This window comes from Streptococcus sp. 544 (assembly GCF_013277385.1).
Taxonomy (GTDB): Bacteria; Bacillota; Bacilli; order Lactobacillales; family Streptococcaceae; genus Streptococcus; species Streptococcus mitis_BA.
Map to the genome: position 1 here is coordinate 42,958 of NZ_VMMU01000011.1, position 20,563 is coordinate 63,520.

At 42.1% G+C, this 20,563-nt stretch carries 12 protein-coding genes and 1 pseudogene; 11 read left to right on the top strand and 2 right to left on the bottom strand.

Translation table 11 applies throughout. The annotated features are described in order from the left end of the window. The first annotated feature begins 94 nt into the window (after window positions 1-94). The 7 genes from HT728_RS06380 to HT728_RS06410 all read left to right on the top strand — a co-directional run bounded on the left by HT728_RS06380 (window position 95) and on the right by HT728_RS06410 (window position 9,457). Complete coding sequence (locus tag HT728_RS06380; protein WP_000466719.1) at window positions 95-853, top strand: isoprenyl transferase; 759 nt, start codon at window positions 95-97, stop codon at window positions 851-853. Window positions 854-861: 8 nt separating this feature from the next. Beyond that, window positions 862-1,665, top strand: coding sequence for a phosphatidate cytidylyltransferase (locus HT728_RS06385; protein ID WP_173234389.1), 804 nt, complete (start codon window positions 862-864; stop codon window positions 1,663-1,665). 21 nt (window positions 1,666-1,686) lie between these two features. Then, window positions 1,687-2,946 (top strand): RIP metalloprotease RseP, encoded by a 1,260-nt coding sequence (gene rseP, locus HT728_RS06390; protein ID WP_173234391.1) that lies wholly within the window; start codon window positions 1,687-1,689, stop codon window positions 2,944-2,946. 12 nt (window positions 2,947-2,958) lie between these two features. Further along, window positions 2,959-4,812: a proline--tRNA ligase gene (locus HT728_RS06395; protein WP_173234393.1), complete on the top strand. Its 1,854-nt coding sequence runs from the start codon at window positions 2,959-2,961 to the stop codon at window positions 4,810-4,812. 98 nt (window positions 4,813-4,910) lie between these two features. After that, window positions 4,911-6,290: a 6-phospho-beta-glucosidase gene (gene bglA / locus HT728_RS06400; RefSeq protein WP_173234395.1), complete on the top strand. Its 1,380-nt coding sequence runs from the start codon at window positions 4,911-4,913 to the stop codon at window positions 6,288-6,290. 190 nt (window positions 6,291-6,480) lie between these two features. Further along, window positions 6,481-8,289: a glutamine--fructose-6-phosphate transaminase (isomerizing) gene (gene glmS, locus HT728_RS06405; RefSeq protein ID WP_173234397.1), complete on the top strand. Its 1,809-nt coding sequence runs from the start codon at window positions 6,481-6,483 to the stop codon at window positions 8,287-8,289. Window positions 8,290-8,407: 118 nt separating this feature from the next. Then, window positions 8,408-9,457, top strand: coding sequence for an LLM class flavin-dependent oxidoreductase (locus tag HT728_RS06410; protein WP_173234400.1), 1,050 nt, complete (start codon window positions 8,408-8,410; stop codon window positions 9,455-9,457). A 345-nt stretch (window positions 9,458-9,802) separates the two neighbouring features. Here the strand turns inward: HT728_RS06410 and HT728_RS06425 are convergent, their stop codons facing one another. Then, the gene (locus tag HT728_RS06425) at window positions 9,803-13,927 is read right to left on the bottom strand and encodes a pullulanase (protein ID WP_240148984.1); all 4,125 of its coding nucleotides are present in this window, start codon (window positions 13,925-13,927) and stop codon (window positions 9,803-9,805) included. 474 nt (window positions 13,928-14,401) lie between these two features. On the opposite strand from HT728_RS06425, the gene HT728_RS06430 reads away from it, so the two are divergent. Further along, the gene (locus HT728_RS06430; protein ID WP_173234402.1) at window positions 14,402-16,399 is read left to right on the top strand and encodes a thiol-activated cytolysin family protein; all 1,998 of its coding nucleotides are present in this window, start codon (window positions 14,402-14,404) and stop codon (window positions 16,397-16,399) included. Window positions 16,400-16,656: 257 nt separating this feature from the next. On the opposite strand, the pseudogene HT728_RS06435 reads toward HT728_RS06430, so the two are convergent. Then, window positions 16,657-16,817 (bottom strand): annotated as a pseudogene (locus tag HT728_RS06435) (helix-turn-helix domain-containing protein); the annotation flags it as partial. A 266-nt stretch (window positions 16,818-17,083) separates the two neighbouring features. On the opposite strand from HT728_RS06435, the gene rpsL reads away from it, so the two are divergent. The 3 genes from rpsL (at window position 17,084) to fusA (ending at window position 20,493) form a co-directional block, all read left to right on the top strand. Next, entirely contained in the window at window positions 17,084-17,497 is a 414-nt protein-coding gene (rpsL, locus tag HT728_RS06440; protein WP_001142332.1) for a 30S ribosomal protein S12, read from the top strand. A gap of 19 nt (window positions 17,498-17,516) precedes the next feature. Further along, entirely contained in the window at window positions 17,517-17,987 is a 471-nt protein-coding gene (gene rpsG, locus HT728_RS06445; RefSeq protein WP_000087873.1) for a 30S ribosomal protein S7, read from the top strand. A 424-nt stretch (window positions 17,988-18,411) separates the two neighbouring features. Beyond that, window positions 18,412-20,493 carry an elongation factor G gene (gene fusA / locus HT728_RS06450; RefSeq protein ID WP_000090348.1) on the top strand — a complete coding sequence of 694 codons (2,082 nt, stop codon included), beginning with the start codon at window positions 18,412-18,414 and terminating at the stop codon, window positions 20,491-20,493. The last annotated feature ends 70 nt before the right edge of the window (window positions 20,494-20,563 follow it).

The window sequence follows — 20,563 nt, forward strand, 5'->3', positions numbered from 1 at the left end:
CANNATTTTCGAAGAGTATAAATAGCTTAGTGATAGAAGAAAATGGGGAAATATGGTATAATGAAACGATAGATTTTTGAATAGGAATAAGATCATGTTTGGATTTTTTAAGAAAGATAAGGCTGTGGAAGTAGAGGTTCCGACACAGGTTCCTGCTCATATCGGCATCATCATGGATGGGAATGGCCGTTGGGCTAAAAAACGTATGCAGCCGCGGGTTTTTGGGCACAAGGCGGGCATGGAAGCGTTGCAAACTGTGACCAAGGCAGCCAACAAACTGGGTGTCAAGGTTATTACAGTTTATGCTTTTTCTACGGAAAATTGGACCCGTCCAGATCAGGAAGTCAAGTTTATCATGAACTTGCCAGTAGAGTTTTATGATAATTATGTCCCGGAACTGCATGCGAATAATGTTAAGATTCAAATGATTGGGGAGACAGACCGCCTGCCTAAGCAAACCTTTGAAGCTCTGACTAAGGCTGAGGAATTGACTAAGAACAACACAGGATTGATTCTTAATTTTGCCCTCAACTATGGTGGACGTGCTGAGATTACACAGGCTCTTAAGTTGATTTCCCAGGATGTGTTAGATGCCAAAATCAACCCAGGTGACATCACAGAGGAATTGATTGGTAATTATCTTTTTACCCAGCATTTACCTAAGGACTTGCGAGATCCGGACTTGATTATCCGTACTAGTGGAGAATTGCGTTTGAGCAATTTCCTTCCATGGCAGGGAGCCTATAGTGAGCTTTATTTTACGGACACCTTGTGGCCTGATTTTGACGAGGCAGCCTTGCAGGAAGCCATTCTTGCCTACAATCGTCGTCATCGCCGATTTGGAGGAGTTTAGGAGGAAATATGACACAGGATTTACAGAAAAGAACCTTGTTTGCAGGGATTGCCCTGGCTATTTTCCTACCAATTTTAATGATTGGTGGTCTCTTGCTTCAGATAGCAATTGGAATCATAGCCATGCTAGCCATGCATGAACTTTTGAAGATGAGAGGTCTAGAGACCATGACGATGGAGGGCCTCTTAACCCTCTTTGCAACCTTTGCCTTGACCATTCCCTTGGAGAATTACCTGACTTTTTTGCCAGTTGATGGGAATGTGGTTGCCTATAGTGTTTTGATTTCAATCATGTTAGGAACGACTGTGTTTAGCAAGTCTTATACGATTGAGGATGCGGTTTTCCCTCTTGCTATGAGCTTCTATGTGGGCTTTGGTTTTAATGCTCTATTAGATGCTAGAATTGCAGGTTTAGATAAGGCGCTTTTGGCCTTGTGTATCGTCTGGGCGACAGACAGTGGTGCCTATCTTGTTGGGATGAACTATGGGAAACGAAAGTTAGCACCAAGGGTATCGCCTAATAAAACCCTTGAGGGTGCCTTGGGTGGTATTTTAGGTGCTATTTTAGTAACCATCATCTTTATGATGTTTGACAGTACAGTTGCTCTTCCGTATGGAATTTACAAGATGTCAGTCTTTGCTATTTTCTTTAGCATTGCTGGACAATTTGGTGATTTACTAGAAAGTTCGATCAAGCGTCACTTTGGTGTTAAGGATTCTGGGAAATTTATTCCTGGACATGGTGGTGTTTTGGATCGTTTCGATAGTATGTTGCTTGTATTTCCAATCATGCACTTGTTTGGACTCTTTTAATCAAAAGACGGAGGAAATACTATGCTCGGAATTTTAACCTTTATTCTGGTTTTCGGGATTATTGTGGTGGTGCATGAGTTTGGGCACTTCTACTTTGCCAAGAAATCAGGGATTCTAGTCCGTGAATTTGCCATTGGTATGGGGCCAAAAATCTTTGCTCATATTGGCAAGGATGGAACGGCCTATACCATTCGGATCTTACCTCTAGGTGGCTATGTTCGTATGGCCGGTTGGGGTGATGATACCACTGAAATCAAGACAGGAACTCCTGTCAGTTTGACGCTTACTGATGATGGTAAGGTTAAACGCATCAATCTTTCAGGTAAAAAATTAGATCAAACAGCCCTCCCTATGCAGGTGACCCAGTTTGATTTTGAAGATAAGCTCTTTATCAAGGGCTTGGTTCTGGAAGAAGAAAAAACATTTGCAGTAGATCACGATGCAACGGTTGTGGAAGCAGATGGTACTGAGGTTCGGATTGCTCCCTTGGATGTTCAATATCAAAATGCGACTATCTGGGGGAAACTGATTACCAACTTTGCAGGTCCTATGAACAACTTTATCTTAGGTGTCGTTGTTTTCTGGATTTTAATCTTCATGCAGGGTGGAGTCAGAGATGTCGATACCAACCAGTTCCATGTCATGCCCCAAGGGGCCTTGGCTAAGGTGGGAGTATCAGAAACGGCACAGATTACCAAGATTGGCTCACATGAGATTAGCAACTGGGAAAGTTTGATTCAGGCTGTGGAAACAGAAACCAAAGGTAAGACAGCCCCGACCTTGGATGTGACTATTTCTGAAAAGGGTAGTGACAAACAAGTCACTGTTACACCCGAAGAAAGTCAAGGCCTTTACCTTCTAGGTGTTCAACCGGGGATTAAGTCAGATTTTGTATCTATGTTTGTAGGTGGTTTTACAACTGCTGCTGACTCGGCCCTACGAATTCTATCAGCTCTGAAAAATCTGATTTTCCAACCGGATTTGAACAAGCTGGGTGGACCTGTTGCTATCTTTAAGGCAAGTAGTGATGCCGCTAAAAATGGAATTGAAAATGTCTTGTACTTCTTGGCAATGATTTCCATCAATATTGGGATTTTTAATCTTATTCCGATTCCAGCCCTGGATGGTGGTAAGATTGTGCTCAATATCCTAGAAGCTATCCGCCGCAAACCATTAAAACAAGAAATTGAAACTTATGTCACCTTGGCCGGAGTGGTCATCATGGTTGTCTTGATGATTGCTGTGACCTGGAATGACATTATGCGACTCTTTTTTAGATAATCGAGGAATATTATGAAACAAAGTAAAATGCCTATCCCAACGCTTCGCGAAATGCCAAGCGATGCTCAAGTTATTAGCCATGCTCTTATGTTGCGAGCTGGTTATGTTCGTCAAGTCTCAGCAGGTGTTTATTCTTACCTACCACTTGCCAACCGTGTGATTGAAAAAGCCAAAAACATCATGCGCCAAGAATTCGACAAGATTGGTGCTGTTGAGATGTTGGCTCCTGCCCTCCTCAGTGCAGAATTGTGGCGCGAATCAGGTCGTTACGAAACTTATGGTGAAGACCTTTACAAACTAAAAAACCGTGAAAAATCAGACTTTATCCTAGGTCCAACTCACGAAGAAACCTTTACAGCTATTGTCCGTGATTCTGTTAAGTCTTACAAGCAATTGCCACTCAACCTTTACCAAATCCAGCCTAAGTATCGTGATGAAAAACGTCCGCGTAATGGACTTCTTCGTACACGTGAGTTTATCATGAAGGATGCTTATAGTTTCCACGCTAACTATGATAGCTTGGACAGTGTTTATGATGAGTATAAGGCTGCTTATGAGCGTATTTTCACTCGTAGTGGTTTAGACTTCAAGGCTATCATCGGTGACGGTGGAGCCATGGGTGGTAAGGACAGTCAAGAATTTATGGCCATTACACCTGCCCGTACAGACCTTGACCGCTGGGTTGTCTTGGACAAGTCAGTTGCCTCATTTGATGAGATTCCTGCAGAAGTGCAAGAAGAAATCAAGGCAGAATTGCTCAAATGGATGGTCTCTGGTGAAGATACCATTGCTTACTCAAGTGAATCTAGCTATGCGGCCAACTTGGAAATGGCAACAAACGAGTACAAACCAAGCAACCGTGTTGTCGCTGAAGAAGAAGTGACTCGGGTTGCAACACCAGATGTTAAGTCAATCGATGAAGTTGCAGCCTTCCTTAACGTTCCAGAGGAACAAACAATCAAAACCCTCTTCTACATGGCAGATGGTGAGCTTGTTGCAGCCCTTCTAGTTGGAAATGACCAACTCAACGAAGTCAAGTTGAAAAACTACTTGGGAGCAGATTTCTTTGACGTTGCTAGCGAAGAAGAAGTGGCGAATCTTGTTCAAGCAGGATTCGGTTCACTTGGACCAGTTGGTTTGCCAGAGAATGTTAAAATTATTGCAGATCGTAAGGTGCAAGATGTTCGCAATGCAGTTGTCGGTGCTAACGAAGATGGCTACCACTTGACTGGTGTGAATCCAGGTCGTGATTTTACTGCAGAATATGTGGATATCCGTGAAGTTCGTGAGGGTGAAATTTCTCCAGACGGACAAGGTGTCCTTAACTTTGCGCGTGGTATCGAAATTGGTCACATCTTCAAACTCGGCACTCGCTATTCAGCAAGTATGGGAGCAGATGTTTTGGATGAAAATGGCCGTGCTGTGCCAATTATCATGGGATGTTACGGTATCGGTGTCAGTCGTCTCCTTTCAGCAGTGATGGAGCAACACGCTCGCCTCTTTGTTAACAAAACGCCAAAAGGTGAATACCGTTACGCTTGGGGAATCAACTTCCCTAAAGAATTGGCACCATTTGATGTACACTTGATCACTGTCAATGTCAAGGATGATGAAGCGCAAGCCTTGACAGAAAAGCTTGAAGCAAGCTTGATGGGAGCTGGTTACGAAGTCTTGACAGATGACCGTAACGAACGTGTCGGTGTTAAGTTCAGCGATAGCGACTTGATTGGATTGCCAATCCGTATTACTGTTGGGAAGAAAGCGGCCGATGGCATCGTAGAAGTCAAGATTAAAGCGACTGGTGATACCATCGAAGTTCATGCAGATAACGTGCTTGAAACGCTTGAAATCCTCAGCAAGAAATAAAAACTATAATCAGAAGAAAAACAAGGAAAAAATGTAACTAGTTTTTGCCTTGTTTTTTCTGTATAATGGGAAAAATGAGTAGATAAAGAGGTAAATGTATGCTAAGATTTCCAAAGGATTTTGTCTGGGGATCCTCTACTTCTGGGCCACAAACAGAAGGACGTGTAGCTGGTGACGGTAAGGGAGATAATCTCTGGGATTACTGGTTCCAAGTGGAGCCAAATCGTTACTATAATGGGATTGGTCCAGATAAAACATCAACCTTTTATGAAAACTGGGAACAGGATATTGAGCTACTGTTAGAAACTGGTCACACGGCCTTTCGGACTTCTATTCAGTGGTCACGGATTTTTCCACAAGGGCGTGGAAAAGTCAATTCTCAGGGTGTAGATTTTTACCGTAAGGTTTTTGAAGGTATTAAGGCTAAAGGGATTCGTCTTTTAGTCAATCTTTATCATTTTGATTTGCCTTTTGCCCTTCAAGAAGCTGGTGATGGTTGGGAAAATAAGGCAACTGTCTCAGCCTATGAAGACTATGCTCGTTTTTGTTTTGAGACTTATGGAGATTTAGTGGATCAATGGATTACCTTTAACGAGCCCATCGTTCCAGTAGAATTTGGCTATTTTTACGATGCCCATTATCCACATAAGGTGGATGCAGAAGCGGCGGTTAAAGTAGCTTATCACACACAATTAGCTAGCAGTCTAGCGGTCAAGGCCTGTCATGAACTTTTGCCAGATTCCAAGATTGGGATTGTCTTAAATTTGACACCGGCTTATCCACGTAGCCAGCATCCTGCTGATGTCAAGGCTGCTAGGATTGCGGACCTTTTTCAGGCCCAATCTTTCTTAGATCCGTCTGTTTTGGGAACTTATCCACAGGAGTTGGTAGAAATCTTGCATGAATACGGTCTCTTGCCTGATACTACAGAGGAGGAGTTGGAACTCATTCGTGACAATACGGTGGACTTCCTTGGTGTCAACTACTATCAACCTTTGCGTGTTATGGCGCCTCAATTTGCTAAGCATCCAGAGAGTCCACTCTTACCCGAACATTTTTACGAGCCTTATGTGATGCCTGGACGTAAAATCAATCCTCATCGTGGCTGGGAGATTTATGAGCAAGGGATTTATGACATTGCCCAAAATATCAAGGAAAATTATGGCAATATTGAGTGGATGTTGACAGAGAATGGTATGGGTGTTGAAGGGGAAGAAAAATTCCGTGAGAATGGAATGATTCAAGATGATTACCGTATTGACTTTGTAAAAGGTCATCTTCGTGAACTGCACCGTGCCATTGAAGATGGAGCCAATTGTAAGGGCTACTTAATTTGGACCTTTATCGATTGTTGGTCATGGCTTAACAGCTATAAAAATCGCTATGGTTTGGTCGAATTAGACTTGGAAACGCAAGAACGTCGTCTGAAGAAATCAGGGCACTGGTTCAAGGAATTAAGCGATAATAATGGATTTTAAAAAGGACTCTGACTGATTATCCTAATTGGTCAGAGTTTTTTGCTTACAGGAGATGAATTTTAACTATACCAATTTTAACTCTTGACAAGTGAAAGAAACAAGTATATACTGTTTTTGCTGATTCTATAAAAGAGGAATTAGACTATACCAATTTAAGGAGAAAGCACAGCTTGCCTGTGTCGTATATACTATGTGTGGAATTGTTGGTGTTGTTGGAAACACAAATGCAACTGATATTTTGATTCAAGGGCTTGAAAAGCTCGAATACCGTGGCTATGATTCTGCGGGAATTTTTGTCCTAGGTGGTGCTGAAAATCACCTAGTCAAGGCTGTCGGTCGTATCGCAGAATTATCTGCTAAGACAGCTGGTGTTGAGGGTACAACTGGTATCGGACATACTCGTTGGGCGACTCACGGGAAACCAACGGAAGACAATGCTCACCCACACCGCTCTGAGACAGAACGTTTTGTCTTGGTTCACAATGGGGTCATTGAGAACTATCTTGAAATCAAGGAGGAATACCTTGCAGGACACCACTTCAAGGGGCAAACAGATACTGAAATCGCCGTTCACTTGATTGGAAAATTTGCGGAAGAAGATGGCTTGTCAGTTCTTGAAGCCTTCAAAAAAGCCCTTCACATCATCCGTGGTTCTTATGCCTTTGCCTTGGTTGACTCACAAAATCCAGATGTCATCTATGTGGCTAAGAACAAATCACCACTTTTGATTGGTCTTGGTGAAGGCTACAATATGGTCTGCTCAGATGCTATGGCTATGATTCGTGAAACCAACCAATACATGGAAATTCATGACCAAGAGTTGGTAATCGTCAAGGCTGATAGCGTGGAAGTTCAAGACTATGATGGTAACAGTCGTGAACGTGCTAGCTATACTGCGGAACTTGACTTGTCAGATATCGGTAAGGGAACTTACCCTTACTACATGCTCAAGGAAATTGACGAGCAACCAACAGTGATGCGTAAGTTGATCCAAGCCTACACAGATGAGGTTGGTCAAGTAGTCGTAGACCAAGCTATCATCCAGGCTGTTCAAGACGCAGACCGTATTTACATCCTTGCAGCTGGGACATCTTACCACGCAGGATTTGCTTCTAAGAAGATGCTGGAAGAATTGACAGCTACACCAGTTGAACTTGGAATTTCATCTGAGTGGGGTTACGGTATGCCACTTCTCAGCAAGAAACCACTCTTCATCTTTATCAGCCAGTCTGGTGAAACAGCAGATAGCCGTCAGGTTTTGGTCAAGGCTAATGAAATGGGAATCCCAAGCTTGACAGTGACAAATGTCCCAGGTTCAACTCTTTCTCGTGAAGCCAACCATACCATGCTCCTTCATGCAGGTCCTGAAATTGCCGTGGCATCAACCAAGGCCTATACAGCGCAAATTGCAGCCCTTGCCTTCCTTGCAAAAGCAGTCGGAGAAGCAAATGGCAATGCCAAAGCGCAAGCCTTTGATTTAGTTCATGAGTTGTCAATCGTAGCTCAGTCTATCGAATCAACTCTTTCAGAGAAAGAAACCATTGAAGTCAAGGTTCGTGAGCTACTTGAAACAACTCGTAACGCCTTTTACATCGGACGTGGTCAAGATTACTACGTAGCCATGGAAGCAAGTCTCAAACTTAAAGAGATTTCTTACATCCAGTGTGAAGGCTTTGCGGCAGGAGAACTTAAGCACGGAACTATTGCCTTGATTGAAGAAGGAACACCTGTTTTGACTCTCTTGTCAGATCCAGTCCTTGCCAACCACACTCGTGGAAATATCCAAGAGGTGGCAGCCCGTGGTGCAAAAGTCCTCACTATCGCAGAAGAAAATGTTGCTAAAGAGACAGACGATATCGTCCTTACGACTGTACACCCTTACCTCTCACCAATTTCAATGGTCGTACCAACACAATTGGTCGCTTACTTTGCAACACTCCACCGTGGTCTCGATGTGGACAAACCACGTAACCTTGCTAAGTCAGTAACGGTAGAATAAGCTAAAAAAGTCTAGTTATCTAGGCTTTTTCTTGTGAGCAAATAGGTTGCTTGTACTCAAGATTCGTGTTAGAATAATTTTTCAAATTGAAGGACAGAAATAGACAGGGAGTATCAAAATGGTAGAATTGGGAATTTCAACATTTGGGGAAACAACGGAGCTTGAAGGGACTGGACAGACTTACAGTCATGCTGAACGCATTCGTCAGTTGGTGGCAGAGATTGAATTGGCTGACAAAGTTGGTTTGGACGTGTATGGGATTGGTGAGCATCATCGGGAAGACTTTGCGGTATCAGCCCCAGAGATTGTTCTGGCCGCTGGGGCAGTTAATACCAAGAAAATCCGTTTGACCAGTGCAGTCAGCATTCTCTCGAGCATGGATCCGATTCGCTTGTTCCAACAGTATGCCACTATCGATGCTTTATCAAATGGACGAGCGGAGATTATGGCCGGAAGGGGTTCTTTCACGGAATCTTTTCCCTTGTTTGGCTATGATTTGAAAGACTACGAATCCCTTTTTGATGAGAAATTAGATTTGCTTCAGTTAGTCAATGAAAAGACCAAGTTAGACTGGCAAGGTCGATTGACCCAAACAATCTCTGGCAAAGAAGTTTATCCTCGTCCAGTTCAGGATCGATTACCCTTATGGATAGCGACAGGTGGTCATGTCGAATCAACAGTGAAGATTGCTCAGGCAGGCTTGCCGATTGTCTATGCCATTATTGGTGGCAATCCGCGTTATTTTAAAAAGTTGATTCAGGCTTATCGTGAGATTGGGAGCGAAGTGGGTCATGCCAGTCATGAACTAAAGGTTGGAGCCCATTCTTGGGGTTGGATTGCTGAAGATGGCGAGCAGGCTGTAAAAGATTATTTCCATCCGACTAAGCAAGTAGTGGATGCTATTTCCAAAGACCGTCCGCACTGGCAGGAATTGCGTTATGAGCAATATTTGGAGCAAGTTGGGCCAAATGGTGCTATGTTTGTGGGCAATCCAGATCAGGTAGCCGAAAAATTGATTCGCATGATTGAAGATCTAGGTTTGGACCGCTTTATGCTCCATCTACCGCTTGGTTCCATGCCTCATGATCAGGTTCTGAGAGCTATTGAACTTTTCGGAACGCAAGTGGCTCCAAAAGTACGGGCTTATTTTACCATGACAGAGGCTTAATAAAAAATCCTAATCAAGTTTATTAGGACAACAAATATTGTACAAAAATCAATCCCCCAAGCGTTAAGTCTAGGGGGATTTTTCTATAGGAGGGCTAGTTTATACTCTTCCAAAATCTCTTCAAACCACGTCAGCTTCCATCTGCATCCTCAAAGCAGTGCTTTGAGCAGCCTGAGGCTAGCTTGCTCTTTGATTTTCATTGAGTTTTAGTTCTCTTTTTTGTTTTTTAGTAAAGCGAGACCTAGAAGGGCGAGGAGACTAATTCCTGCAAACAGAAGTTTGTTATCGTTGTGCTTAGTTATATCTAGTTATATCTAGCTAAGCAAAGGTTATACAGTAGCAGTTTTAGCTAACCCATTCACCGTTTTCATTGACCAAATAGCCTTCAACTCTTGTATTAACTGCAAGTTTACCTGATGAATCAACATAGTACCATTTGCCAGAAACTTCAAACCATTGATTTTCTTTCATAGCTCCTGATGGCTCAAGATAGTACCAAGTATCTCCATCCTTAACCCAACCGGTTGACATAGAACCGTTACTATTTAGGAAGTACCAAACATTGCCATCTTTTACCCAACCAGTTACCATAGAGCCATCATCTTTTAGATAATACCAAGTATCTCCATCTTTCACCCAACCAGTAGCTAGAGAACCATCTGCTTTATGGAGATACCAGATACCATTTTCTTGTTTCCAACTAGCTTTAGTTGCCTGATTTGGAGTTTCCGGTTTCTTATTTGTATAAGCTGGGGTGTAGGAAGTTACAATAGCTTGTGTAGAAGTAGCTGGAAGTGATTGAGTATTATTGTCTTTATGTGGTTGTGAAGCTTGTGAATCAGTTGTAGCTTGGCTAGGTTTGTTTTCTGCATCGGCTACTGTTGCAGATGGTTTAGTAGAATCAGGTTTAGTTTGTGGAGCTGGATCTTGATGTGCAGGGTGAGAAGCTTCATTTTGATGTTCAGGCTTGGAAGGGCTTGAGTCTGGTTTTTCTTCCACAGCTGGGGCAACGATGGCACCACCTTGAGAGACTCGAAGAACAGTAGCTGTAAGGGCATTCAATTTCAAACCTTTTTCAGTCCATTTAAGCCCTTGAGGGTTGGCAATTCCTACTGGTCCTGCTTGGTTTTCATCTGCCAAAACTTCAGCATTTCTTAGATGGGCAAAGGCAGTTCCCAAATTAAATTCGCGAGCTTTTTCATCCGCATTGACAAAGACTGCGTAGATATCACCGTTTGGAGCAGTAATTTGGTAGCCAATCACTACATCCTCTTTTTCCACACCATTTTGACCTGGGACAGTGATGAGGTGGACACGGTCTTTGATATCTTGGAGACTCTTAAGTCGGAAGGCATCTGTAGATTGACGAAGGGCAATCAAACCTTTCATATAGTTACGGCTCTTGACATTTTCAGGATAAGCTTTACTATCTGTAGCCTTAGTCCAGTCAAACTTGTTGACTGCATCGCTAGAATCGTAAGAATCATGGATGAAGTAAGGATAGTCAAATGGGTTGCCGTCCTTATCACGCAACAAGTGAGATTTGTTTGGTTGTTTGTCCTCTGCTACTGGAGTCTTGTAGGCTGGGTCACGGAATTGTTTGGTGCGACCATATTCCTGACCAGAGTGGATAAATGGAGTTCCTTGAGCTGTCAAGACCATGAGATTTCCAAGTCGCAAACGACGGTGGATTTCAGCATAGTTCTCAGCCTTGCTTGGGTCTTTTTTGATAGACTGGGCAATGATGTCAAAGAGGGTCAAGTTATCATGGGCTGCGATGTATTGGATGACATCTCCAGGATTGTCTGCTTCAAAGTTGGTTGGCTGAGCAATGAGATTTTTGAAGACAGTGTTGACATCACGCTTGCCACCTGTGATAAAGGCAGGTTGACCTTCATTTGGATAACCAGACTTGAGGTTGTTACGGATGTCATCTGAGAAGACAGCGACAGTATCGGTATGTTTCATCCAATCTTGGTCAGCTGCTTTAGTAGGCATGTTTTCATCACCGGCATAGGTTCTCCAACCTTCACCCAGCATGATGAGATTTGGATTGAGGGCGCGTGCAGCCTTATAAGCTTCTTCGATAGAAGCCGCATCATGGTCTCCCATCATATCGAAGCGGAATCCATCTACTTTGTAGGTATCGACTAGGTATTTGATAGAATCAACTAGGAGCCGTTTGGTCATATGGTGAGTTGTCCCCAAACGTCCACCACCAAAGCTAGTTCGAGGTGTTCCGTCAGCATCCATAAAGTGGTAGTAGTTTGGCTCTAGGTCTTCAAAGAGATCGACTTTGGCTGTATGGTTATACACTACGTCCAGGATAGCTCCCATGCCACGTTTGTGGATTTCGTTGATGAGGTTTTTAAACTCTGCGATTCGTTTTTCTGGATTTTTAGGATCGCTTGAATACATACCAGTCAATGAGAAGTAGTTTTGAGGATCATATCCCCAGTTGTAGTTGCTGTTGCTTGAAGCATAGTCAGACAAGCGTTCATGGTTTTTCAATTCATTGACAAAGTAGTAAGACAAGACTGGAAGGAGCTGGATGTGGGTTACCCCCAAGTCTTTGAGATAGTCTAGTTTTTCAATAAAGGCTTCAAAGGTACCAAATGGTTTGGTCAAGTCTTTTGCAATGGCAGGATCTGAAGTGAAGTCACGCACATGAGCTTCGTAGATAACGGCATCTTCACGAGTCTTGAAGTTGTGAATCTTACCATAAGTCAAGTCTTGAGGTCCTAGTTTAGCTGGATCTACAAAGGCAGCTTTAGCCACTTTATGGGAAGCGTCTGTTTTTGCAAGATCGCTGTTCCAAGCAGCGAGGGACTTAGCGTAAGGATCGAGTGCAAGAACAGTTTTACCTTGACGCTCAATTTGGTATTGATAATAGTATCCAGTGAAATCCGTGATTCCTAATTTGTTTGTGCTATCTAGAGTTTGTTTCCAAGTTCCTCTTTCCCCTTTTTCAAGAGCGACAGTTCCAACCACTTTTTCAGGGTCATTCTTGTCGTAGACAACAACAGAAACCTTATCAGCACTTGGTGACCAAAGAGTCAAATCAACTTGTTTTCCTTCTTCTTTTAAGTCAGCTCCAAGTTTGCCATCATAGCTGTAAGTCTCATCTTTAAGGCGCCAGCTTGTTTTGGTAGTGAAGTGGTCGGAATTGTAGCTAACAGTATATGGATGTTTTGTATCTGAGAAATCTCCGCTGTAAGTCACTTTCTTACCAGCTTCATCGATTGCAACATCGGTGATAGTTACCTTGTTTCCTAGGTGATTAGTGATGTTGGAGTGCTTGAGGATATCCTCTTTTTTGGCACCGACTAGTGTTGAAAAACTACTTTCAATGCTAGAAGTGCCTACGTGTTGGGCTCCTGTCATACGGATATCATGGACATAGTATGGATTTGTGTAAATTGATTCATCATCGTCTTTTAGGAAAATTTGGCTATGATTTTTCAAATCTGTGAACTTATAATCTTCTTTACGGATCTTCACGTCGTCTCCTTGTTTACTCTCATCTAGTAATAAAAAGCCGAATTCTTTGGCGGCATCCTTAAGAGGAATGTCGATATAGCGGCCATATTTGCCTGTAGCCGTAAAGTCTGTTCCGTCAGGCCATTGAGCGCTACTTGGATTTTTCACATCTCCCCAGTACCAGAGAGATTTCTTGTCATAGTTGCCGTCAGTGCGGTAATAGTTGACGCGAACAGTTCCTGCAGGTTGTGGCTCGTAAGAGAAAACCTTGTAATCTTGGTCCAACCAAGCCTCGTTCATTTTTGGAACTAGTTTTTCGACCGATTTATCGCCGGTTAGATTTTTTCCAGCTGTATTATTGATGAGGAAGCTAATCTTCTTGGCTTGTTCTCCCTTTAATTTAACATCTAGGTAGTAGCCGTAGTCGTCTTTTTTAGCATCCTTAAAAGACAGGGCTCCGTTTGGCCAGTTTTCAGATGGTTTTTCAACATCGTCCCAAGTCCATAGTCCTTGAGCATCCTTGTTTTCTTCAGGAAGTTTTTTGACATGGATACGGAAGTAGTTGTCTTCGATTGGCTCTTCTGCCTTAGTTTCAGTCGTTACTGGACTCGTAGAAGTAGTTGGTTCACTTGAACGATCTTGCCCGGTTTGTGGTGCTGAATCGACTGGGATTGCAACAGGAGTGGTTGGCTCTGTTGCAGGTTTTTCTTCTTTTTTCTCTAGGGAAGCGTTTGCATTGTCAGGTGAAGAAAAATCGCTTTCGTTCTTGCCAGCGATGTTTGTTGCATCAGTAAGAGATTGAGTAAGGGCAGTAGTAGTTTCACTATTACTTGCGTTAGTGGTTGGTGTACTTTCGTCGGCTGAGATAGTTGGTGTGGCCATGGCAAGTAGGACAAGACTTGCTCCGATAAGGACAGAACCAGTTCCATTTTTGAGGGAACGGATGCTGTAGACCATTTTTTTCTCAGTTTGAGCTGGTGTTTTTCTCATAATGATTCTCCAATCAATAAATTTCTATATCAGTATAGCATGTAGTAAAACAATATGCAAGCGTTTTCTTTAGTTTGTCAAAGAAATTCTTACTTTTGAGAAGTTTTCTGTACTATTTTATATATCAGTATAAATGACGGAGATAAAAATGTCACATAAGCAAAGCCGTATTATTAGGAAGATGATGTGTTCCCAGCTATTTTTATTCAGAAATTGATCTCTAATATTTCTTTAAAAAGTTCATCTAGCGAAACTGTAAATAGGAAGAGAAAAAGCTAGCGCTTCTCAAGTTTTATCTAGTTTCCAAACTATAGTATTTACTGGAAATCTAAAGAAAATATCAGAAAAATTCAGCAAACGTTTTCTTCTTATTTTCTTGACTTTTTTGCTGGTTTGTGCTTGACTTTTACTTGAAATTTGATAGACTATAGACAAATAGGAAAACGTATTCATTTAAAAACGGAGGAATAAGGAATGAATCAAGAAAAACGTTTGCATCGCTTTGTCAAAAAGTGTGGACTCGGTGTGTGTAGTGCTGTTGTTGCGGCCTTTTTATTGAACGCTCAGGGAGTAGCTTTGGCTACAGAGCAAGGGAATCGTCCAGTTGAGACAGAAAACATCGCTCGTGGAAAACAAGCTAGTCAAAGCTCTACTGCTTATGGAGGAGCTGCTACACGAGCAGTGGATGGTAATGTTGATAGTGACTATGGGCACCATTCTGTAACGCACACAAACTTTGAAGACAATGCTTGGTGGCAAGTTGATCTTGGAAAAACAGAGAATGTTGGAAAAGTTAAACTTTACAATCGTGGAGATGGGAATGTAGCTAATCGTCTTTCTAATTTTGATGTTGTTTTGTTAAATGAAGCAAAACAAGAAGTTGCTCGTCAACACTTTGATAGTTTGAATGGGAAGGCAGAACTTGAAGTTTTCTTCACCGCCAAAGGCGCTCGTTATGTAAAAGTGGAGTTGAAAACTAAAAATACCCCATTGAGCTTGGCAGAAGTGGAAGTATTCCGTTCAGCAACAACTCAAGTTGGACAGGATAGAACTGCACCAGCAGTAGATCAAAAATCAGCATTGAAAGACTACCTTTTTGGCTTAACTTATAATCCTTTGGATATTTTAACTCGCAAGGGAGAAACCTTAGAAAATCGCTACAACACAAGTGCTAAGGAACAAAATGGAGAGTTTGTCGTTGTAGAAAAAATCAAGAAAACCCTCTCTACAGGCACAGCAGATGTTTCCATCAATGGAAATCAAAATGTCTTCCTAGGTGGCTTGTATAAGGCAAACCAAAATCTGCTAGAAAATCAGCCAGAATTGATTAGTCTTGCCCGTGCAAAGGGGACAGTCAGCGTCGATTTACCTGGGATGATTCATTCTGAAAATAAAATCGAAGCAAATCCTACAACTAGTGGCATGCAAGAAGCAATGAATACCTTGGTTGAAAAATGGACAAAGAACTATTCATCTAGCCATTCTGTTCCTGCCCGTGTTCAGTATGAATCGACTACAGCCTATAGCATGAACCAATTGAAAGCAAAATTTGGTGCAGACTTTGAAAAAGCAGGTGCACCGCTCAAGATTGACTTTGAGGCTGTGCAAAAGGGTGAAAAGCAAATTGAAGTTGTAAACTTTAAACAAATCTACTATACAGCGACATTTGATGCACCGACCAATCCAGCGGCTGTATTTGACAAGAGTGTGACACCTGAAGATTTAAAACAAAGAGGTGTTGATTCACAAACTCCACCTGTATATGTATCAAATGTTTCTTACGGACGTCAAATCTATGTTAAGTTTGAGTCAACAAGTAAGTCTACTGAATTAAAAGCAGCTATCAATGCGGTTATCAAAGGCGCAACAATTGCTCCAAATTCTGAATGGAGCCGTCTATTGAAGAATACTTCTGTAACAGCGGTAATTGTAGGAGGTAATGCTAGCGGTGCCGCCAAAGTTGTCACAGGAACAGTCGAAAACTTGAAGGAACTCATCAGAGAAGGAGCTAACTTTAGCGCTCAAAGTCCAGCTGTGCCAATCTCATATAAGACTGCCTTCCTAAAAGATAATGCCCAAGCAACTTTACAAAATAGTACAGACTATATCGAAACGAAGGTTACTTCTTACAAAAATGGCTTCTTGAAACTTCATCATAAGGGTGCTTATGTTGCGCGTTACTACATCTATTGGGATGAAATTACATATGATGAACAAGGAAATCCAGAAATCCGTTCACGTCAATGGGAAGATAACGGAAAAAACAGAACTTCAGGCTTCCAAACAGAGATTCAATTTAAAGGAAATGTCCGTAATCTTCGTATCAAGGTTCAAGAAAAGACGGGTCTTGTATGGGAACCATGGCGTACAGTTTACAACCGCACAGACTTACCACTAGTACAACAGCGTACAATTACACATTGGGGAACAACTCTAAACCCTAAAGTTGATGAAAAAATTGTGAATGAGTAACGATTTGATTTACTTGATTCGATAGTAAACAGTGAAGAGGAGGAACTTCGATTTCTCCTCTTTTATGATTGACTTTTGAGAGAATGAAAAGGGTAACTTCTATAGCAGATTGAAACTAGAATAGTACGTTGTTGCTATTAAAACATTTCTAGAAATTAAGTTGACTTTCCCAATAGATTTGTTCATGTCTTATTTCAATTCAATATAAAACCAACTTCCAGTTTTCCACAACCTAGCTTTTAGTATGAGAAAAACGCGTTGTTACAGACATAAGGAGCTTTTTGAGAAGTGGGCAATCCGTGCAATCAGATTTGACGGATGTTGGATGCATGATACGATTGCGCTTGATTTCTTTTGAAATCGTTGACGGGTCTTTTCCCATCTTCTCAATGATGGAACGGAAAGTCTCACACTTAATTCCACCATAAAAATCCGTTTTAGACTAATTTCCACTTCGGTCAGGCAAGTGGAAGTTACTTTGAGAAGTTACGAAATTAACAATAAAAAAGAAAAATATCTTGACAAGCAAGGGAAAATTTTGTTACAATAATAGACGGTACTTTTTACTTTTGGTCTCTCAAGAGTGTACAGGGACGTGCTGACAAATGTTGCAAAAGTACACACAGATGATAGCTGTCACCAAGTGTATCATCACCAAAAATAAAAAAACACAGGAGAATGTAGATGCCTACAATTAACCAATTGGTTCGCAAACCGCGTAAATCAAAAGTAGAAAAATCTAAATCACCAGCTTTGAACGTTGGTTACAACAGTCATAAAAAAGTTCAAACAAACGTTTCTTCACCACAAAAACGTGGTGTTGCAACTCGTGTTGGAACAATGACACCTAAAAAACCTAACTCAGCCCTTCGTAAATTCGCTCGTGTACGTTTGAGCAACCTTATCGAAGTTACTGCCTACATCCCAGGTATCGGACACAACTTGCAAGAGCACAGCGTGGTTCTTCTTCGTGGTGGACGTGTAAAAGACCTTCCAGGGGTACGTTACCATATCGTCCGTGGTGCACTTGATACTGCAGGTGTTAACGATCGTAAACAAGGCCGTTCTAAATACGGTACTAAACGTCCAAAAGCATAAGGAAAGGGGATAAAGAGAAATGAGTCGTAAAAATAGAGCTCCAAAACGTGACGTATTGCCAGATCCGCTTTACAATTCACAACTAGTTACTCGTCTTATCAACCGCGTTATGCTTGATGGTAAACGTGGTACAGCTGCTTCAATCGTTTACGGTGCCTTTGAGCAAATCAAAGAAGCTACTGGAAACGATGCACTTGAAGTATTTGAAACAGCTATGGAAAACATCATGCCTGTACTTGAAGTACGTGCACGTCGTGTTGGTGGTTCTAACTACCAAGTCCCAGTTGAAGTTCGTCCAGAACGTCGTACAACACTTGGACTTCGTTGGTTGGTAACAATCGCTCGTCTTCGTGGTGAACACACAATGCAAGACCGTCTTGCAAAAGAAATCTTGGATGCTGCTAACAACACTGGTGCAGCTGTTAAGAAACGTGAAGACACTCACCGTATGGCTGAAGCTAACCGTGCATTCGCACACTTCCGTTGGTAAGATAGGATGCGAAAGCGTTAAGAAAGTCCCAGAGAAAATAGGGAATCGAAGCAGGTTGCGATTGCAACCAATGAGATTCATCTTTTTCTCCAGACTTTTAGCTTGAGCTCAACTATATCATGATGCTAGGAACGGTAAGGATACAAGGTGAAAATAGGAAACTGACGCAGTATTCGACGAATACAAGGAAGTTTATCTTTTTCACACAGCATCCCGTTCCGGCTCAAATCGGCTAATTAACTTTAGCCCGGGTTCAAATTAGCTAAATCGATTAGTATTAGCTATAACTCAACTTACCATCTCGTAAGTTGAAACCAACAATAGCATGAAAACATTGAGAACGGGTAGGTCCTGCCTATCCGTTTTTATTAAAATCGTGTTATAATAGAATAGAAATCAAAAATAAATAGGAGAAACAAACCTCATGGCACGCGAATTTTCACTTGAAAAAACTCGTAATATCGGTATCATGGCTCACGTCGATGCTGGTAAAACAACAACTACTGAGCGTATTCTTTACTACACTGGTAAAATCCACAAAATCGGTGAAACTCACGAAGGTGCGTCACAAATGGACTGGATGGAGCAAGAGCAAGAGCGTGGTATCACTATCACATCTGCTGCGACAACAGCTCAATGGAACAACCACCGCGTAAACATCATCGACACACCAGGACACGTGGACTTCACAATCGAAGTACAACGTTCTCTTCGTGTATTGGATGGTGCGGTTACCGTTCTTGACTCACAATCAGGTGTTGAGCCTCAAACTGAAACAGTTTGGCGTCAAGCAACTGAGTATGGAGTTCCACGTATCGTATTTGCCAACAAAATGGACAAAATCGGTGCTGACTTCCTTTACTCTGTAAGCACACTTCACGATCGTCTTCAAGCAAATGCACACCCAATCCAATTGCCAATCGGTTCTGAAGATGACTTCCGTGGTATCATCGACTTGATCAAGATGAAAGCTGAAATCTATACTAACGACCTTGGTACAGATATCCTTGAAGAAGACATCCCAGCTGAATACCTTGACCAAGCTCAAGAATACCGTGAAAAATTGATCGAAGCAGTTGCTGAAACTGACGAAGAATTGATGATGAAATACCTCGAAGGTGAAGAAATCACTAACGAAGAATTGAAAGCTGGTATCCGTAAAGCGACTATCAACGTTGAATTCTTCCCAGTATTGTGTGGTTCTGCCTTCAAGAACAAAGGTGTTCAATTGATGCTTGATGCGGTTATCGACTACCTTCCAAGCCCACTTGACATCCCAGCAATCAAGGGTATTAACCCAGATACAGACGAAGAAGAAACTCGTCCAGCATCTGACGAAGAGCCATTTGCAGCTCTTGCCTTCAAGATCATGACTGACCCATTTGTAGGTCGTTTGACATTCTTCCGTGTTTACTCTGGTGTTCTTCAATCAGGTTCGTACGTATTGAACACTTCTAAAGGTAAACGTGAACGTATCGGACGTATCCTTCAAATGCACGCCAACAGCCGTCAAGAAATTGACACTGTTTACTCAGGTGATATCGCTGCTGCCGTTGGTTTGAAAGATACTACAACTGGTGACTCATTGACAGATGAAAAAGCTAAAATCATCCTTGAGTCAATCAACGTTCCAGAACCAGTTATCCAATTGATGGTTGAGCCAAAATCTAAAGCTGACCAAGACAAGATGGGTATCGCCCTTCAAAAATTGGCTGAAGAAGATCCAACATTCCGCGTTGAAACAAACGTTGAAACTGGTGAAACGGTTATCTCTGGTATGGGTGAGCTTCACCTTGATGTCCTTGTTGACCGTATGCGTCGTGAGTTCAAAGTTGAAGCGAACGTAGGTGCTCCTCAAGTATCTTACCGTGAAACATTCCGCGCTTCTACTCAAGCACGTGGATTCTTCAAACGTCAGTCTGGTGGTAAAGGTCAATTCGGTGATGTATGGATTGAATTTACTCCAAACGAAGAAGGTAAAGGATTCGAATTTGAAAATGCAATCGTCGGTGGTGTGGTTCCTCGCGAATTTATCCCAGCGGTTGAAAAAGGTTTGGTAGAATCTATGGCTAACGGTGTTCTTGCAGGTTACCCAATGGTTGACGTTAAAGCTAAACTTTACGATGGTTCATACCACGATGTCGACTCATCTGAAACTGCCTTCAAGATCGCGGCTTCACTTGCCCTTAAAGAAGCTGCTAAATCAGCACAACCAGCTATCCTTGAGCCAATGATGCTTGTAACAATCACTGTTCCAGAAGAAAACCTTGGTGATGTTATGGGGCACGTAACTGCTCGTCGTGGACGTGTAGATGGTATGGAAGCACATGGTAACAGCCAAATCGTTCGTGCTTACGTTCCACTTGCTGAAATGTTCGGTTACGCAACAGTTCTTCGTTCTGCATCTCAAGGACGTGGTACATTCATGATGGTATTTGACCACTACGAAGATGTACCTAAGTCAGTACAAGAAGAAATCATTAAGAAAAACAAAGGTGAAGACTAATCTGTCCTCACTTTAGAAGGAAGTCACTTAGTGGCTTCCTTTTGTCTTTAGAAAATACCTCTAAATATGG

Excerpts from the sequence above, each read along its gene's own strand:
- rpsL (WP_001142332.1), top strand. The coding sequence starts at position 17,084 with ATGCCTACAATTAACCAATTGGTTCGCAAACCGCGTAAATCAAAAGTA.
- HT728_RS06430 (WP_173234402.1), top strand. The coding sequence starts at position 14,402 with ATGAATCAAGAAAAACGTTTGCATCGCTTTGTCAAAAAGTGTGGACTC.
- HT728_RS06380 (WP_000466719.1), top strand. The coding sequence starts at position 95 with ATGTTTGGATTTTTTAAGAAAGATAAGGCTGTGGAAGTAGAGGTTCCG.
- HT728_RS06395 (WP_173234393.1), top strand. The coding sequence starts at position 2,959 with ATGAAACAAAGTAAAATGCCTATCCCAACGCTTCGCGAAATGCCAAGC.
- HT728_RS06425 (WP_240148984.1), bottom strand. The coding sequence starts at position 13,927 with ATGAGAAAAACACCAGCTCAAACTGAGAAAAAAATGGTCTACAGCATC.
- rseP (WP_173234391.1), top strand. The coding sequence starts at position 1,687 with ATGCTCGGAATTTTAACCTTTATTCTGGTTTTCGGGATTATTGTGGTG.
- glmS (WP_173234397.1), top strand. The coding sequence starts at position 6,481 with ATGTGTGGAATTGTTGGTGTTGTTGGAAACACAAATGCAACTGATATT.
- rpsG (WP_000087873.1), top strand. The coding sequence starts at position 17,517 with ATGAGTCGTAAAAATAGAGCTCCAAAACGTGACGTATTGCCAGATCCG.
- fusA (WP_000090348.1), top strand. The coding sequence starts at position 18,412 with ATGGCACGCGAATTTTCACTTGAAAAAACTCGTAATATCGGTATCATG.
- HT728_RS06410 (WP_173234400.1), top strand. The coding sequence starts at position 8,408 with ATGGTAGAATTGGGAATTTCAACATTTGGGGAAACAACGGAGCTTGAA.
- bglA (WP_173234395.1), top strand. The coding sequence starts at position 4,911 with ATGCTAAGATTTCCAAAGGATTTTGTCTGGGGATCCTCTACTTCTGGG.
- HT728_RS06385 (WP_173234389.1), top strand. The coding sequence starts at position 862 with ATGACACAGGATTTACAGAAAAGAACCTTGTTTGCAGGGATTGCCCTG.